16 protein-coding genes, 1 tRNA gene and 1 pseudogene are annotated in these 16,367 nt (G+C 65.0%); 10 read left to right on the top strand and 8 right to left on the bottom strand.

Going from position 1 to position 16,367, the window contains the following annotated elements; translation table 11 throughout:
• Positions 1–360: 360 nt before the first annotated feature.
• Entirely contained in the window at positions 361–2,085 is a 1,725-nt protein-coding gene (locus KME82_RS08975) for a hydrogenase maturation protein (RefSeq protein ID WP_215498196.1), read from the bottom strand.
• A gap of 348 nt (positions 2,086–2,433) precedes the next feature.
• On the opposite strand from KME82_RS08975, the gene KME82_RS08970 reads away from it, so the two are divergent.
• From KME82_RS08970 to KME82_RS08955, 4 genes are all read left to right on the top strand, one after another.
• On the top strand, positions 2,434–2,646 hold the full coding sequence (locus KME82_RS08970) for a hypothetical protein (protein ID WP_215498195.1): 213 nt from the start codon (positions 2,434–2,436) through the stop codon (positions 2,644–2,646).
• Positions 2,647–2,705: 59 nt separating this feature from the next.
• Positions 2,706–2,915, top strand: a complete 210-nt coding sequence (locus KME82_RS08965; protein WP_215498194.1) for a hypothetical protein — start codon at positions 2,706–2,708, stop codon at positions 2,913–2,915.
• A gap of 271 nt (positions 2,916–3,186) precedes the next feature.
• Positions 3,187–3,408, top strand: a complete 222-nt coding sequence (locus KME82_RS08960; RefSeq protein ID WP_215498193.1) for a hypothetical protein — start codon at positions 3,187–3,189, stop codon at positions 3,406–3,408.
• Between the two features lie 77 nt (positions 3,409–3,485).
• The gene (locus KME82_RS08955) at positions 3,486–3,914 is read left to right on the top strand and encodes a glutaredoxin family protein (protein ID WP_215498192.1); all 429 of its coding nucleotides are present in this window, start codon (positions 3,486–3,488) and stop codon (positions 3,912–3,914) included.
• Positions 3,915–3,978: 64 nt separating this feature from the next.
• On the opposite strand, the gene KME82_RS27080 is transcribed toward KME82_RS08955, so the two are convergent.
• The 4 genes from KME82_RS27080 to KME82_RS08940 form a co-directional block, all read right to left on the bottom strand.
• Entirely contained in the window at positions 3,979–4,155 is a 177-nt protein-coding gene (locus tag KME82_RS27080) for a DUF6053 domain-containing protein (RefSeq protein ID WP_430538810.1), read from the bottom strand.
• 60 nt (positions 4,156–4,215) lie between these two features.
• The gene (locus tag KME82_RS08950) at positions 4,216–4,824 is read right to left on the bottom strand and encodes a hypothetical protein (protein WP_215498191.1); all 609 of its coding nucleotides are present in this window, start codon (positions 4,822–4,824) and stop codon (positions 4,216–4,218) included.
• Positions 4,825–4,949: 125 nt separating this feature from the next.
• Positions 4,950–6,362, bottom strand: coding sequence for a DNA repair protein RadA (gene radA / locus KME82_RS08945; protein WP_215499023.1), 1,413 nt, complete (start codon positions 6,360–6,362; stop codon positions 4,950–4,952).
• Between the two features lie 1,072 nt (positions 6,363–7,434).
• A complete protein-coding gene (locus KME82_RS08940) occupies positions 7,435–7,722 on the bottom strand; it encodes a hypothetical protein (protein ID WP_148650303.1) in 288 nt (95 codons plus the stop codon).
• 340 nt (positions 7,723–8,062) lie between these two features.
• Between KME82_RS08940 and KME82_RS08935 the strand changes: the two genes are divergently transcribed.
• Entirely contained in the window at positions 8,063–8,836 is a 774-nt protein-coding gene (locus tag KME82_RS08935; RefSeq protein WP_215498190.1) for a hypothetical protein, read from the top strand.
• Positions 8,837–8,905: 69 nt separating this feature from the next.
• Complete coding sequence (locus KME82_RS26815) at positions 8,906–9,031, top strand: hypothetical protein (RefSeq protein WP_286673209.1); 126 nt, start codon at positions 8,906–8,908, stop codon at positions 9,029–9,031.
• A gap of 286 nt (positions 9,032–9,317) precedes the next feature.
• Here the strand turns inward: KME82_RS26815 and KME82_RS26875 are convergent.
• Positions 9,318–9,602, bottom strand: a pseudogene (locus tag KME82_RS26875) (RebB family R body protein); the annotation flags it as partial.
• Positions 9,603–9,933: 331 nt separating this feature from the next.
• Between KME82_RS26875 and KME82_RS08925 the strand changes: the two are divergent.
• Entirely contained in the window at positions 9,934–10,449 is a 516-nt protein-coding gene (locus tag KME82_RS08925) for a hypothetical protein (RefSeq protein WP_215498189.1), read from the top strand.
• 774 nt (positions 10,450–11,223) lie between these two features.
• On the opposite strand, the gene KME82_RS08920 is transcribed toward KME82_RS08925, so the two are convergent.
• Positions 11,224–11,508 carry a hypothetical protein gene (locus KME82_RS08920; RefSeq protein ID WP_215498188.1) on the bottom strand — a complete coding sequence of 95 codons (285 nt, stop codon included), beginning with the start codon at positions 11,506–11,508 and terminating at the stop codon, positions 11,224–11,226.
• A 604-nt stretch (positions 11,509–12,112) separates the two neighbouring features.
• On the opposite strand from KME82_RS08920, the gene KME82_RS08915 reads away from it, so the two are divergent.
• Complete coding sequence (locus KME82_RS08915) at positions 12,113–12,670, top strand: hypothetical protein (RefSeq protein WP_215498187.1); 558 nt, start codon at positions 12,113–12,115, stop codon at positions 12,668–12,670.
• Positions 12,671–12,927: 257 nt separating this feature from the next.
• Here KME82_RS08915 and KME82_RS08910 read toward each other — a convergent pair.
• Positions 12,928–13,001 (bottom strand) — tRNA-Thr (locus KME82_RS08910).
• Between KME82_RS08910 and KME82_RS08905 the strand changes: the two genes are divergently transcribed.
• The gene (locus tag KME82_RS08905) at positions 12,987–13,316 is read left to right on the top strand and encodes a hypothetical protein (RefSeq protein WP_215498186.1); all 330 of its coding nucleotides are present in this window, start codon (positions 12,987–12,989) and stop codon (positions 13,314–13,316) included. The genes KME82_RS08910 and KME82_RS08905 overlap by 15 nt on opposite strands.
• Before the next feature lie 201 nt (positions 13,317–13,517).
• On the top strand, positions 13,518–16,364 hold the full coding sequence (locus KME82_RS08900; RefSeq protein WP_215498185.1) for an autotransporter outer membrane beta-barrel domain-containing protein: 2,847 nt from the start codon (positions 13,518–13,520) through the stop codon (positions 16,362–16,364).
• The last annotated feature ends 3 nt before the right edge of the window (positions 16,365–16,367 follow it).

Here is a 16,367-nt window from a genome sequence, read left to right as displayed (position 1 = left end):
GCATGCGCCACACGAGACATCCTGTCTCGGTGGCGCACGGCGCACATCCATGTGCGCCGCCCTCCGGGTGTGCTGTTGTTCGCGCGAGTGAGCTGCCTCTCAGCGCTGGATGAACTGCAAGACTTCAAGCTAAAGCCGAATGGCCTCCCTGTGGGAGCGGCGCAAGCCGCGACCGCGAATTACGGCTACGGCGCAGGCCATGTGCGCCGCCCTCCGGATATGTTTTCGTTCTAGCGAGTGAGTCGCCTCGCGGCGCTGGATGAACTACGCGAATTTTGGCTTGGGCTTGGGCTTGGGCAAGGCAAGGCGACACTGTGCTCGGCCATATGGCCGCGCCCCCCAAGAATCAACCCATTCGACCTAAGCCGTAGCCCGATCCCGATCGACCACCACCTCAACCGGCGCAACCTCGCAACCCGGCGCCACGCAACACTTATGCACGAACCGATGCCGCGCCTCGTGATAACTCCGGTCACTGCCGAAGAAGTTGCGATACATATGCGCCAACTCCTCCGCCCCATAACTCTCCAGCGGCTTGCGGCGCTCGTCGATCGCGCGGCGCCGGCGCTTGCTCGCCAGCGCCTTGCGCACGCTGGCCGGATCGGTGGCGCGCTCGGCGCGCTGTTCGACGTGGGCGACGAAATCCGCGCCGCTGGCGCCGAACGTCGCGTCGATCAGGCCGATGCGCTCGGCGCCGGCCGTGCCGATCGGGCGCAGGCCTTCGGTCAGTTCCTGCGCCAGCGTCTCGCCGACCCGGCGCGGCAGCAGGTAGGTCCAATACTCCGAACCGTACAAGCCGCCCATGCCCTTGTAATGCGGGTTCATGACCGCGCCGCGCCGCGCCCACACCTGATCGGCCGCGAGCGCGAGGATCACCCCGCCCGCGCCCGAATTGCCCTGCATCGCCGAGATCACCAGGTGCGAATCGGTCAGCACGATCTCGCGCACCAAGGCATTCATCGCCAGGATGTTGCGCCACGATTCCAGCGCCGGATCGGCCGCGGCCTGGATGGTGTTGAGGTGGATGCCGTTGGACCAGATATCGCTGCCGCCCATCAACACGATCGTGCGGGTCGGCCGCCGGCGCGCCTGCAAAAACGCGGTACGCAGTCGGTCGCATTGCGCGGTCGACATCGCGCCGTTGTAGAAATCGAAATGCAGATAACCCACCGCGCCGATTTCGCGGTAACGGATCTGGCGATAACCGTGATCGCGCCGCCCGGCCACCGAAGTCGCGGGTTTCGACGCTCGCGCCACGATGCCGTGCAGGCGCTGTTCGCCCAGCACCCGCGTCGCCGGCAGCTTGATGCCGTCTTTCTCGCGCAGATGACTGAGCCATAGCGCACCGTCGCCGGTGGCGATGCAGACCGCGCCGTCGCGCTGTCCCAGCAATTCGCCCGGTCGGCCGCGCAGCGAGGGTTCGACATGCGCGCCGAACACATGGCAGCGCAGGCCGGCGATCTCGCCGCGCGCGCCGGGCGAACTGTCGCCGCTGCGGATGCGCGCAAGCAGCGTCGCGTCGTCCATCGCCCAGTCCAGGCTGCGATCGGCCGGACGCATGCTCGCGCGCAGGCGGCCGCGCACGTCGGCGCGCGTGTAGTCCAGCGGTTGCGGCCGATAATCGCCGGATTCGAAGCGCTCCACCGCCTGCAACAACGCGCGCACCGCCGCGTCGGTGACTTCGTGCCGGTACAACTGGCTCTTGGACGCGCCGCGCATGGCGAAGCCCGCGCTGGCCCAGATGTCGCCGGCGTCCATCTCGGCCGCCGCCTGCAGCACGGTCACGCCCCAATCGGGTTCGCCTTCGACGATCGCCCAGTCCAACGACGACGGGCCGCGATCGCCGACGATGCCCGGATGCACGATCAGGCAGGTATGCCGGGTCCAGATGTCGTCCGGGATCGCCGACTTCAGCATCGGCGCGACGATCAGCTGCGGCCGTTCGCGCGCGACCGCGGCGCGCATGGTGTCCGGATCGGACGCGACCTGCACCGCGATCTGGTGGCCCAGTTCGCTCAACTCGGCCCAGGCGCGTTGCGCCAGTCCGTTGTAGGCGGTGCACAGGAACAGGATACGCAGCGCCATCGCACGCTCCTTGTCACGAGGGTTGTTACGGCCAAGGGCTCGAATGTGTGCCAAGGCGTGTTCATAAACCTGAGCGGAGATCACAAATTCCTGCTGCACCGCAGCGGAATTGCGTTTTTTCGACGGCTATCGCCGTTCCGTCAACGCAGCCGATTCCGGCCCGATTTCGGTGGCCGTTGAGTGCGCTGTACTGCGTTGGATCGAGCCGCCGACGCAAGCCGGGCATGCTCGCCACACGATGCATCGCTCTACGCGACGCCCCTGGACGCAGGCTTCGCGCATCGCATCGGCGTCCATCGCCACACGCTCACGACGAGCGTGGGTTTCACCAGACCAAGGAGACGTTAGATGTCGATCAGCAAGAGCAACCGAGTGATGGCCGCCTGTGCGTTCTGTTTCGGCCTCGCATTTTCGATGAGCGCGTTCGCCGCCACCTGCGAGGAATGCTGGCAAGGCTGCTTCGCCCAACGCCAGGCCTGCCGCGCGGCGGGCAGTCCCGCTTCGGTCTGCACGGCGAACTACAACGCCTGCGGCCGTCGCTGCGGCTGCCAGATCCCGTGATACCGCCGACAACCCACCGTGCACCGATCGTCACCGATCCATCAAAGGAGAGCATCGCCATGTTCGACAAGCGCAACCGCATTTCCGCCACCATCGCCTTCTGCTTCGGCCTGGCCTTTTCGATGAACGCATTCGCCGCCAGCTGCGCGGACTGCTGGGACGGCTGCTTCGCCGAGCGCCGCGCCTGCCGCGCGTCGGGACAACCGGCCAGCGTGTGCCAGGAAAATTTCAACTACTGCGGCAATATCTGCGGCTGCCCGATTCCCTGATCCGATCGAGCCCATCCGGAGGAGCTCACGCTCCTCCGGAACTCGCGCCATCGCGCGCAGATTCGTGCCGCAGTGCAGCGAATCGGCGGCCTGCACGCGTCGCCATGGCGCGGTCGGCCCTCGGGCGAATCCACGAGCGGCATCGCAACGACCCGTGGCACCGGATTTCCGCAACGCCGGTCACATCCGCCATGACTTCACCGCGGTGGCTCGGCACCGCGCCGGTGATATAACCCTAGCGGCCCAGTGACGGGCACAAGGAGGAACAGTGATGTTGAGACTTACCACGCGCCGGCTGTCGATCGGCGCCGCGTTCTGCTTCGGCCTGGCGATGTCGCTCAGCGCCTTCTCCAGCGGCAGCACGCCCGAACAATGCGCCCGCTGCTGGGACGATTGCATCGCCGCTTACGACCTGTGCCGCGCCGAAGGCGGCGGAGCCACTTGCTTCCGCGAACGTCAGGCCTGCGTCAACCGCTGCGGCTGCCGGGGCTGAGCTCGCTCTCATTGTCGCGACCGCTTGGCACGAGCGGTCGCGACGCTTCATGACGCACCACTCAAAGAGGACAAGGAATGAATTTCAAGTCGATCCTGACCACCATCCTGGTCGTGGCCCTGGCCCTGGGCCTGGGCGTAGGCGCGGGCTATCTGGTCCGTAACAGCGGATTGATCGGTGGCGGCGGTGGCGGCGCGCAAGTGACCCAAGGCGACTACTCGGCGGTCTACGCCAACGCCAAGGCCAGCGGCGGGGAAGTGGTGATGTACACCTTGTCGACCTGCCCGTTCTGCGTGAAGGCCAAGGCGCTGCTGGAAAAACAGAACGTGCGTTTCGTCGAGCGCGTGATCGACAAGGACCAGACCGCGCGCAAGGAAGCCGACGGTTTGAAGATCAACAGCGTCCCGGTGATCTACATCGGCGACAAGAGCATGCAGGGCTTTGATGAAGCCAAGCTGGTCGAGCTGCTCAATGCGCATGCCAAGGCGGCCAAGCCGGCGGCGTAACGCGGGGCTTCCGGGGCTTTCAGGCGCTCCCGGATTTGCGGGTATTGCCGGATCCGTGTGGTTTCTAGCGGCCTTTACGATCCGGTCTTGTTGCATCCAACAAGGCCGGATCAGATACCGTCTGATCGAGCCCCACGAAGTCTTTTGTGGGAGGGGCTTCAGCCCCGACGCTGTTCGCTCCGGCGCGGTTGAACTGCCAAGCGATCTGATCGGAAAGCATCGGGGCTGAAGCCCCTCCCACAAAAGACCTCCTGCAGCACAAAGACTTACTGCAACGAAATACAGTCGAAGTCCGCGCGACTCACCCTGCCCACACCCGCAACGCCAACGCGAACACCGCCCCCAACACCGTGCCGCCGATCACCTCGGCCGGCGAATGCCGCGCCATGCGCAAGCGCGCCCAAGCCAGCAGCGGCAATGCGCACGCGGCCGCGATCCCGGCCACCCGCCACAGCGCCAGCAGCGACACCGCCGCGAACGCCAGGCTGGCCATGTGCAGCGACAACTTGATCCAGCGATTGAGCACCGCCGCCGCGACCAGCATCGCCGCGACCGCGACGATGCCCTGCGCCAGCGGTGCCGCCTGCCCGCGCATCCACCACCAGCACACCGCGAGAATCGCCAGCAACACCGCGTACAACACCGGCCGCTCGCTGGCGTGAGAGGCATCGACCGTCGACCAATGCCCCGCGCGCCGCCGCTGCAACACGAACGCCCAGCACGCCAGCACCGCCGCCGATACGCCGATCAGCGCATGCCCCAAGGCCTGCGGCGCGAGCACCCGCACGCTGACGAGGGTCAATGCGATAAACACCGCGAACGGATGCAACGCGATCGACACCCAGCGCGCGAACGCACGCCCCGCCGTCGTCGGCGCGGCGCCCGGCTCCTGCTGCGACTGAAGCGGCATTCGCGATTACTGCCTTATGCCGGCCGACGACCGTCGCGGCAGCGACATCGCCCTTTCGCCGGCGCGCGCAGCATCGACCATGCCGCGCCGATTCCGGCATTGCGCATGCCGTGCATCCACCCCGATCACGCCGCTTCCAGCGCTTCCGACAAGCGCTCGACCGCGATCACTTCCATCTCGCCGATCTTGCCGCCGCGCGGCGCGTTGCCCTTGGGCACGATGGCGCGCTTGAAGCCGTGCGTCGCCGCCTCCTTCAAGCGGTCCTCGCCATTGGGCACCGGACGGATCTCGCCCGACAGCCCGACCTCGCCGAAGGCCACGGTCTGCTCGGCCAACGGCTGATCGCGCAACGACGACAGCACCGCCAGCAGCAGCGGCAGATCGACCGCGGTTTCCTGCACGCGGATGCCGCCGACCACGTTGACGAACACGTCCTGGTCGCCGACCGAGATGCCGCCGTGCCGGTGCAGCACCGCCAGCAGCATCGCCAGGCGATTTTGTTCCATGCCGACCGCGACCCGGCGCGGGTTCGACAGCGGCGAGGAATCGACCAGCGCCTGCACTTCGACCAACAGCGGCCGGGTGCCTTCGCGGGTCACCATCACGCAGCTGCCCGGCTGCGGGGTGCGGCTGCCGGACAGGAAGATCGCCGACGGGTTGGGCACTTCGCGCAGGCCCTTGTCGCTCATCGCGAACACGCCGAGCTCGTTGACCGCGCCGAAGCGGTTCTTGAACGCGCGCAGCACGCGGAAGCGGCTGCCGCTCTCGCCTTCGAAATACAGCACCGCGTCGACCATGTGCTCGAGCACGCGCGGGCCGGCGATGCCGCCTTCCTTGGTGACGTGGCCGACCAGGAACACGGCCGTGCCGGTCTCCTTGGCGTAACGCACCAGCCGCGCCGCGCTCTCGCGCACCTGGCTGACCGAGCCCGGCGCGGCGGCGAGTTGTTCGGTCCACAGGGTCTGCACCGAGTCGGCGACGATCAGCGCCGGCTTCATCCGTGAGGCGTGTTCGAGAATGCGTTCGACCCCGGTCTCGGCCAGCGCATGCACGCCGTCCAGCGGCAGGCCCAGGCGCGAGGCGCGGCCGGCGACCTGCGACAGCGATTCCTCGCCGGTCACGTACAGCCCGGGCAGGGTCTGGGCCATGCGCGTGATCGCCTGCAAGAGCAGGGTCGACTTGCCGATGCCCGGGTCGCCGCCGACCAGCACCACCGCGCCGTGCACGAGGCCGCCGCCGAGCACCCGGTCGAACTCGCCGATCCCGGTGCTGACCCGCGATTCCTCGCTGTGGCTGACGTCCTTGAGCGCGGTCACCGCCGGCGCGTCGGCGCGCCCGGCCCAACTGCTGCGTCGGCTCGCCGCGACCCCGCCCGCGCCGGCCTTGACCGCCGGCTCGACCACGAACTCGCTGAGCGTGTTCCAGGCCCCGCATTCGCCACACTGCCCTTGCCACTTGGTGTAGTCGGCGCCGCATTCGGAGCAGACGTAGGCGGTGCGGGCCTTGGAGGCGGCGGATTTGCTGGACGACTTGGACAGGCTGGACACGGGCGAGAGCACTGCGAACGGAGCGGAACCGCACTGTAGCGGCTGCCGGTCGCATCGTGCGAGACGGCAGGGCCGGTCGCGGCAAAGTCCTACCGCGGGCCGGGCCGCCCCCTCGCCCGAGCCTGACCGTGCGCTCGGCTCCGGCTGTAGGAGCGGCGTGAGCCGCGACCGCGACCTCCTGCATACGACGCAAGCGTGTTTCGCGGTCGCGGCTCGCGCCGCTCCTACAGGAGGCTGCCCATCACCTAAGCGTCGTGCGCGATAGCAACACGCTGTCGCTGCACCGTCCTGCGACCGGCCGCGACCAATCCAACCCAAGCTACCTGTAGGGGCGGCGCAAGCCGCGACCGCGACCTCCCGCATACGACGCAAGCGTGGTTCGCGGTCGCGGCTCGCGCCGCTCCTACAGGGGGCTGCCCATCAGCTAAGCATCGTGTGCGATGGCAACACGCTGTCGCTGCACCGTCCTGCGACCGGCCGCGACCAATCCAACCCAAGCTGCCTGTAGGAGCGGCGCAAGCCGCGACCGCGACCTCCCGCATACGACGCAAGCGTGGTTCGCGGTCGCGGCTCACGCCGCTCCTACAGGGGCTGCCCATCAGCTAAGCATCGTTTGCGATGGCAACACGCTGTCGCTGCACCGTCCCGTGACCAGCCGCGACCGATCCAACCCGTGCTACCTGTAGGAGCGGCGCAAGCCGCGACCGCGACCTCTCGCATACGACGCAAGCGTGTTTCGCAGTCGCGGCTCGCGCCGCTCCTACAGGGGCTGCCCATCGCCTAAGCGTCGGGTACGGCGGCAACACGCCACCGCTGCACCGCCCTGCGACCGGCCGCGACCAACCCAACCCAAGCTACCTGCAGGCGCGGCGCAAGCCGCGACCGCGAAACACGCCTGCCATGCAGGCCGAGTCCGCCATCGCGGCTTACGCCGCGCCTACCTGTTGTCGAGGTTAAATCGACGCATCCGACCCACCGCGTTCATCAACGCCCCACAGCTCGAAGCCGCGCCAGGCCAGGATTGACCAGCCAGCGGCCGCCGCACGCACCCGCCCCCGCCGCTTCACGCCGCAATCGGCCGATGCTGTTCGGGGTAGATCGCATACAGCGTCTGCTGCGGCTGCGCCAACAGCCCGCCGACATCGTCGCTGGCCACGATGCTGTAGCCGCGCGCATCGATGTCCTTGGCGATCGCATGCCAATCCAGCTTAGGCATGGCCATCGCGGTGTCGATGGTCCAGCCGAAGCGCAGCGCGCCGAGCGCCTTCATTTCGTCCAGCGGCAGCCAGCTGTCCGCCGGCGCCACCACATACCCTTCCTCGTTGCCTACCACGAATACGTCTACGCGCATTTTCGTCAGTGCCTTCGCTGTTGATGCGTTTGCTGTTGATCCGCAAGCCGGCGCATGGTGTCGATCGGCCCGATAAAAAATAGTGAAGAAGGAATGGCGAATTGGTGAAGACGCCGCCGATGCGCAGTGTGGGTTCACGTTCTATGCACGCAGATGACAAGCGCCGCGGGCACAGGACATAGTGATCCGACCACGTCGCATCGAATGCGACTGATACCCTGCCCGCCGGCTCACGCCCGGGAAACGCCCCCGCCTGACACGAAGCGGCAACACACATGACGCCCTCCCAGGCAGCGCACGGCCCCACCCGACAATCGAGCTACATTCTCGACCCGCACACTTGGTCTCCAAGCAGATGCCCGCCCCTCCCTCGATCGGCAAGCAACAACTGGAAACATTGACGAACGTCATCCTGGCGTTTCGCCATGCACCGTTCCTGGCGCCCGCCACCGCCGTTCCGTTGGACGAGCGCAAGCAAATCGCCGGCAATCTGCTGTCGTTGGCCGATCTCACTTCACCCGCGTTCGCGATCCATTCCGCCCCCTGGATCGTCGCCCGCTACGCCACGCTGCGTTTCGCCCAAAGCGCCAAGAACGGGGCGTTCCGGATCACCACCGAACAACTGCGCAGGGACCTCGCCAAGTTGCGCAATGCCGACACGCGCGACGCTTGCACCATCGAGGAAATACTCGCCGCGATATCGCCGCAGGCCAGGGATCGGCTTGCACAGAGCCTGCTCAAGGCCAGCGTGGCGATCCCTGGGTCGAGCGCCCAGGACCTGGCCAGGGTCGATCCACGGCTGTTGGCGCAAGCCGCAGCCGATGCACTGGAGCATCCACATCTGCAAAAGCACGCGCGCGGGCGCAAACCCGACCGGGCCGGCGATGCGCTGATCGACAGCGTACGCAGCGCATTCAAAACCTTGTTCGATGAGCCGATCACCATCTGGGCCGATGGCGTATCGGTCAGTCGCTTCGTCAGCATCGTGCAGTTGTTGTTCGCCCTGGCCGGAGACCCGCGTTCGGAGGCTACCTTGCGCGACCGATGCCGCACGGCTTTGAAGCGTCCACCGCCGCGACCGCCATGGGAAGGCGTGATCTTCGGGCGGAACTGAAAATTTCCCCTCCGGGCATCCGGCCAGCGGCCTGCTCTAATCCACCCAACGTCCAACCTGGAGCAGCCCATGCAAGCCCTTATCGACGCCGTGCTCGACGCAGGCGCACTCGGAGCGGTCACCCTGATCGCGCTGGCCGCCTTGTCGGTGGCCTATAAGGCGCTCGACTCGACCGGAAAGAGCAGCCGCAAATAGTCCGGTCAACGCGCCGGTCCACGACATCGATCCGAAGCCGCGGCCGCCCTCCGCACCGCGCCGCTCAGGCCAGGGTCTTGATCGTGTCCAGCAATTCGCCATAGACCTGCGCGTTCTCCGGCGAGCGCAGTGCGCCCTCGACGCAAGCGGCCATGGCGGCCAGCTTCAGCGCCTGCAAGCGCTTATCGTGGCCGGCGGCGTCGGCTTGATCGCCTGTTTCGCTCAATGCCTGCGCGAAACGGCTGATCGCGGTGGTCGCATCGATCCGCGCGGCGGCGGGATCCGGCGCCGTCGCGCCGGCCGCGAACGTCTGGATCGGCGCGCCCGCGGAGGCGGTGAATCTGCCGCCCATGTCGCCGACCTGCATCACGCTGCGCTGCACGGCCGCAAGTCCGAGGGTGTTCTGCTGTTGCTGCGCCGCGACCGCATTGTGGAACATCAAGCCGATCGCATGGGCCTGGGTCTGGTACACCACCCCCAATGCGAATGCGGGCGATTGCCCGAGCACGGTGATGTTGGATTGGGTGATCGCGTCGGTGATCTGGCTGTTGACGGCGGTGGGCTCGGCCATGGAACGGCTCCTGGAAAATTTCGCTGCGCGGATACGAGCAAAGCGAGCGGCATGCATCGGCATGGGCGATGCTCAGTGCTCGGCCGATGGACTGAGCGTCGAGACACGACCGTTCCTCCCGAGCATTACGTGGTTCAAGCCGCGACTCGGCCAAATACGGCACCGCTGCAAGATGACCACCGAAAACAGGCTCCTGTGCCCGTGCTGCCGCGCGCGGCGCCAGTTGGCAAACGCAGCCACGCGCCCTACCCGATGTGCGCAACAATCTGCCGAACGGCGCTACATTACGACGCTACCGTTGCACGCATACCGACCGATCGGAGCTGGGTTCATGGGCGAAATTCCTCTGCATGCAAGCAATCGCGACCGTGCTTGGCGCGGTGATCGCCCACGGCCCGGCGCGCGGGTGTTTGTCGCTCGGGCCGCAACGCTCGTTTGGACTCTCGCCGTGGGCGCCGCGCAAGCCAGCGGCCACCTGCCCGGCATGCCGGTCCCGCCGCGCGATTTCGCCGACTACGCCGCCTGCAAGGCGCACCTGCAGGACTTGCACCGCACCGACCTGGCCTCCGCCACCGACACACCCGAGGAAATCCGCCCCGGCGTGACGCGGCAGATGCTGGTGGACACCGACGGCGTGGTCGAAGCCGGCCCCGAGCAGGCGACGTATTCCTCGCGCGTCGGCGCGCAGATCCGCAGTCGCGACGAGGAGCGCGGCTACATCCAGACCAATTACTCGTACAACGAGAAACAGTACACGTGCAAAGGCCGGACGCTGACGGGCACCGATGGCGGCGGCGGGTATTACTTGCCGGGGTACGAGAAGATCGAGACGAAGCCGACGCCTTGAGCCGGGTGTGATGCGACGCGGCCGTCGCTTGCCGTGGTCGCCGGTCGCCTCGCGCAAAGCAGAGTTGCGTGGCAAGACGCGGACGGCCCGAATGCCTGGGTCGGATACTGGACAACGACGCCACCGGCCTGAGGAGACCTCGCAGCCCCTGCGAACCCCGACGACGCAGCTCGGAGGTTCGCGCGCAAGGCTCAAAGCCCCGGCGGCCACCCTTTCGGCTTGCGCGCAAGCCTTTCAGCGTTGCGATCGCAAGCCTATTTGCCTTGCGTGCCAGGCGAATGGCTTCGCGCGCAAAGCGCAACGCCCGGCGAGCGAGGCCGCGGGACCGCACGCAAGGCATTTTGCTTTGCGAACGCAAGCCTCGGAGGCTTGCGACCGGAACAATGCCGCTTGCGCGCAAGCCTTGGAGGCTTGCGAGCGGAGCAATGCCGCTTGCGCACGGGCCTCACAGGCTTGCGAGGCGAGCCTCGCGGCTTGAGCGCAAGGCTCCGAGCCGTTCGAACCGGCCTCGACCCTGGGCGGCCGAAGCTCAAAGGCGTGCGGCGGGACCTCCACGGCCCACATCCCACTGGCATAGGCTCAAGACCGGGGCACGAAACACGCCCCCTCGCGATCGCGACCCTGCGCGCCCCGTATCGAACCCATCGTCTGCCCCGCGGCACCTGCCCGGCCGGACTCAACGCATAGCGCGTGCATCGCCCCGATCCCCCGCCGCCGCAGTCGACACCGCCCGCGTCGGCGACCGCCCTCCCCCCACGGTCTGCCCGCACCGACTCAATGCAGACGAGGCGTACCGGCCAGCCCACCGTGATCGTCGCCGTCCGGCGTCCACACGCAGGCCGCCACCACCGGCGCCAGCGATGTTGCGAGCGCGGTGAAAATGTCGCGCAAGACTTGTTCGTCCATCGAATTGCGATAGCCGATGGCCAACAACACCTCGGGCTGCAGCGTGCGCACGATGCCGTGCAACTGCTGCTGGAACGCATGAAGCTGTTCGAACGCTTCCACGGGCATCACCACCCCTTCGCGGGGGATAGCGGCTTCGGTCTTGCGGGGCATGCGCAGCACTCCTGTCCATGAGCGGTAACCCGCGCTGCGTCGGTTGACGCAGGCGGGGTGTCGGGAGGCTCTAAACCGCACAAAGCCGGCGGGCGTATTCCCCTTTCGGGTGTTGTATTAGCCGCCCTCCCGACGCAAGACGCTGCGTCGGCATGCCTATGCAACAGGCAAGAAAAACCCACCTAGTTATCGGAGGTGGGCACCGCTTTGTGCGGAGTTTAGAGGCTCCTTGAGCGCGACTTTGCTATTCGTCAAAGCAGTCGTCAACGAAAAAACGGCGCGCGATAAAAATAAAAAGGAAAGTCCGTATTCCTTGCACCCACGCATGCACAAAACGCGCGTATCAACGCGTATGTCATCGCAATGCGCGCGCAAACCGGCGCGTTCGGCCGCAGTCACGATGACGATCAACGATCGTTATCCACGATGAAAAGCCATCTGCAAGGCATCGTGCGATGCGGCAAATGTCGGCCACGCACCAACCACTCGCGTCTATTCCTGACAGGCCGTTCGGTGGTCGTCGGGTCGTAATCGCGCACCGCCTCATCGCCGTGTCGGCGCCGGTTGCCGGGCCGGCCGGCACCCAGCAGAATCCACTCACCACATGAACAAGGGAGGTTCTATGGAGTTCTGTCCGCAGGCGGTTGAGTGGGGAAACGTCGCCGATTGGGCCACCGTGGGGGCTACGATCTTTGTCGGCATCGTTGCGGCGGCATTGACCCGGGCCGCCAATCGAATCGCCACCGAAACCCACGCTCTCAACACCACCCGGGAAACAAACGCGCGCCGGCAACTCGAGTTCGAGCTGCTCAAGGTTTTCAGCGACCTTGGACACGCCGCGAACAAGGCCGTACATGCACTGAGTAACCGTGGGGCGTTCACTGGCGCGGTTTACCGTGAGTACGCCCTGACCGATCTCGCGAAGTTCAGCACCGAGGGCGTTTTGCGTCTCTCCGAAAAATTCCCCATCCTCACTACCGAAGCCAGCAGAGCGGCGCAGCTTGTTCAAATGCACATGGAGTACGCGATGGATTCCGCCAATAGGGTGCTAGGCAAGGACGATCCGTCGCAGATGCATCTCGACTTGCTCGAATTCAACTGCAACAACCTGATCGATTCGGTGAAAACCTCTCTGGAAAGCATGGGGTATCGAGGGCTGTGAGCCGGTCGCCGGCCGATGTCTGTGCGATCGCGCTGCGATCGATCGGCGAATAAAAAAGGCCTCGCGGATGCGAGGCCTTTTCTTTCCGGAAGATTGCCGGCCGTTGGATCGTTGGCCGGGCGGTTGTTTCTTCTCGGGGTGAAGTTGCGATTGATCCGAAAACAAAAAAGGCCTCGCGGGTGGCGAGGCCTTTTCTTTCCGGAAGATTGCCGGCCGTTGGATCGTTGGCCGGGCGGTTGTTTCTTCTCGGAGTTACGTGGTACCGGAAATAGGAATCGAACCTACGACCTACGCATTACGAATGCGCCGCTCTGCCATGGACTATTCCAACGGGGACGGCAAACCCAGGCAGGGGAACCTGGACGGCCGGGTAGAACGCATCCAGTTTTCAAGCTTGGCACGCCGTGCCGTTTTGGTCGGCCAGGGCTGCGTGACGGATGCCATGGCCGCGCGCGGAGCAGTTGCGAATTCGCTGTACCGCGCCCAGTTTCCTCAAAGTCTTCGAACATTTTCTGTTGCCCTGCAGTCGATGCGCGGCCTGGCTGATCCAAAGAAAAAAACGAATAGCGAACTCGTAAAAGCGAACCCATCCAGTGGCGCGGTCCGCGCCAATCTCATCGATCGCGATCCGCCGCGGGTATCTTGAACTTCGTGGCGAACCGCAAGGAAGCCGACCATCAAATGCGGCTTCATACGATCGTCGCGGTAAGCGTTGCGGACATAAGGTTCGTGCGTTTCATGGCGGCCTGCTGGTCCATGGAAATACATTGCACATAAGTTACAATAATGAAAAATTAACGTCGCCCACGTCCGTGAGGCGACTGCGTGTGAACTAAGGAAGGTCATCATGCCCAGAGTTATCGCTTCGCTTTCCCACCCCAGCGATCGTCCACACCACGGACTCGGCGCGTGCATCGCCTCGATCCTGCGGATCGGACCCAACCCGAGTCGTCAGGCCATTTGCGCCGCGGCATTGCTACCACTGCTGTTCGTCGTCCCCATGACCGGACGCAGCCAGACTTCGCTTTATTGGGACGGCGGCAACCCGGCCTTGCATGACAACGGCAGCGTCGACACGGGCCCGGGCACCTGGGACAGCCTCAGTCGCAGTTGGACGCAAGCCGATGGCGCGGTCAATAGCTCATGGACGCCCGGTGCGATCGCGGTGTTCAGTCCCTTCCAGAGCGCCGACATCAACGGCGAACAGATCGTCGCAGGCTTGCGTTTCATCGGCCCTCAAAGCGACGCGACCAGTCAGTTTCTTCGGTCCAATCCCGGCGGTTCGCTGCGCTTCGACTCGCCGGGCTCCACGCTGGAGCTCAACGGCAGGTCCGTGGAGATCAGCGCGACACTCACCGGCAATGGCGATGTGACTATCTCAAACGGTACGCTCGCCCTGTATGGAATCAACACCCTCAGCGGTGGCATGACGGTTCGCAACACGACTTTGTCGATCAGCAACGGCGCCAGCCTGGGCGCCGCATCCAATGTCGTCACGTTCGACGGATCGATCCTCAGAGCGCCGATCGGTGCTGACATCGCCGCGGTGAGGAGCGATCAGCGCCTGGTTCTGGCCTCGTCACTTTTCGTCGATGGCAACCTGGTACTCAACGGCGATATCTCGGGCCCAGGCGGTCTGGTGAAAGGCGGAACCTTCCCGCTCAGCACCGTCACGCTCAATGGCCATAACACCTATACAGGCGGAACCATCGTCGCGAGCGGCACGCTCATCGGCAATGCGTCGTCGATTCGTGGGCCGCTGGAGGTGCGGGATTTGCCGAGGAGCCCGGCACGCGTGATCTTCGATCAAGCCGAAGACGGCGTTTACGATGCGGAAATCGTCTCCTCCAATAACATGTCCGGTCCCGACGCCAGCCTCAATAAGCAAGGCGCCGGCAAGCTTACGTTGACCGCACGCAGCACCGGCTTTTGGGGGATATCTGCAGGTACGCTCGTGGCCGATCCGGAAAAAATGAAAGGTGGCGCCCGCATCGATCCGCAAGGCACGCTGCGTTTGGAAAAAAATGGCGACGGTGTCTTCTCTGGAAGCGCGCTGATCGGCAGCGGCCGGCTCGAACTCGCCAGCACCGGCATCATTACCCTGGCCTCGAATCTATCTCGATTCGGAGGAACCGCCTACGTCGAAAAGGGCGAGACCCGGCTGGGCGGCACCCAGGTTTTCGGTGGCAATCTGCTCGTCGGCCCCGGCGCGAAGTTCGCCGGCCCTGGACTCATTCTGGGCAGCATCGAGAACCGCGGCGTGATCGCTGTCGGTCAGGATGGCCGTGCTTTGACCATCAACAACGACTACACCCACCTCGACGGCGCGAGCTTCGATGTGACCATCGCGGCCGAAGGCGCCGGAAGCCCGGAAAGCGTGATGAAAGTGTTCGGCAAAGCCGTGGTGCAAGGCGGTGATGTCCGCGTCACCAAGGTTCCCGGCCAATACGCCGATAGCGCTCGCTACATCCTGATCGAGGCCAACGGCGGGCTCCAAGGCCAGTTCAAGACGCTCGCTCAGGACATGCCTTTTCTTAATCTGCAACTGGCGTACGACAGTCATTACGCCTATCTCGATATCGTACGCAATACGACCGATTTCAGCGACGTTTGCAGCACCTTCAATCAATGCGAAATGTCTCGCAGCATAGACGCCATCAGCCGCAGCTCGGCGCCCGGATCCGATCTGAAGACCGTGCTTCGTGAGTTCACGACACTTAGCGTGCCCGCGGCATTGGCCGGCCTGAATTCTATCTCCGGTGAAACGCATGCCAGCGCGGCGAGTCTTGCGCTGGAGAACGAAAGTTCGATCGCGATGACGATGAGCAATCGCATCATCGCGGCGCACCGCGCACCTGTATCCCGGGACAAAAATCTGTGGGTACACAGTTTCGACGTCGACTCCAAGATCGACGGCGATGCCAACGCGAGTGGCGCCGACAACCGGCTGCATGGCCTCGGCATCGGCGTGGACACTTGGCTGGGGGAGCGCTGGTTCGTGGGTGCCAGCCTGAGCACCAGCCGAGCCAAGACCGATATGTCCAATGGAGACGACGGCAAAGTCGACAGTAAAGCGCTATCGCTCTACACGGGTGGACGCGCTGACCTGGCTTACTGGTACGGCGGCCTGAGCTATTCGCGTAGCGACAACAAATTCGAACGACGCATCCAGGTGGGCGATATCCGACGCCGGGCGGATTCCGATTACGATGGCGATCGGATCGGTATTTACCTGGAAGGTGGTCTCGACTTCCGTGTCGGCAATTCATTCTTGACGCCGCTGATCAGTATCGAACGCGCCCGCGTCAAAACCGATGGGTTCCGCGAAGTCGGCGCTGACGATTTGAATCTGGTTGTGAGTTCGCATCACACCCGTCGCACGACAGTGTCCGCGGGGCTCGCGTGGACCGGTAGCTTTGCGCGCGGCGGCTGGACCTTCGAACCAAACGCACAACTTCGCTGGTTACACGGAATAGGCGATCTGCACGCTCAGACCGAGGTCGCGCTCGCCGGCGCGCCCGACTTCCCGAGCCGGGCGAGAGGCGTGAGTTGGCCGAAGAATCGGGGCATGGCCGGTCTTGGCATCACTGCACGCCAAAACGAAAAGCTCGATGTGTCTCTTGAGTATGGCTATCAGCACTCCGATCGGCTCGAGTCAAATAACTGGAACGCGAGCTTGCAGTATCGCTGGTGACTG

Origin of the sequence: Lysobacter capsici (assembly GCF_018732085.1) — a bacterium.
Classification (GTDB): domain Bacteria; phylum Pseudomonadota; class Gammaproteobacteria; order Xanthomonadales; family Xanthomonadaceae; genus Lysobacter; species Lysobacter capsici_A.
Note: the sequence above shows the minus strand (reverse complement) of the source record. Positions and strands in the feature narration are given on the sequence as shown.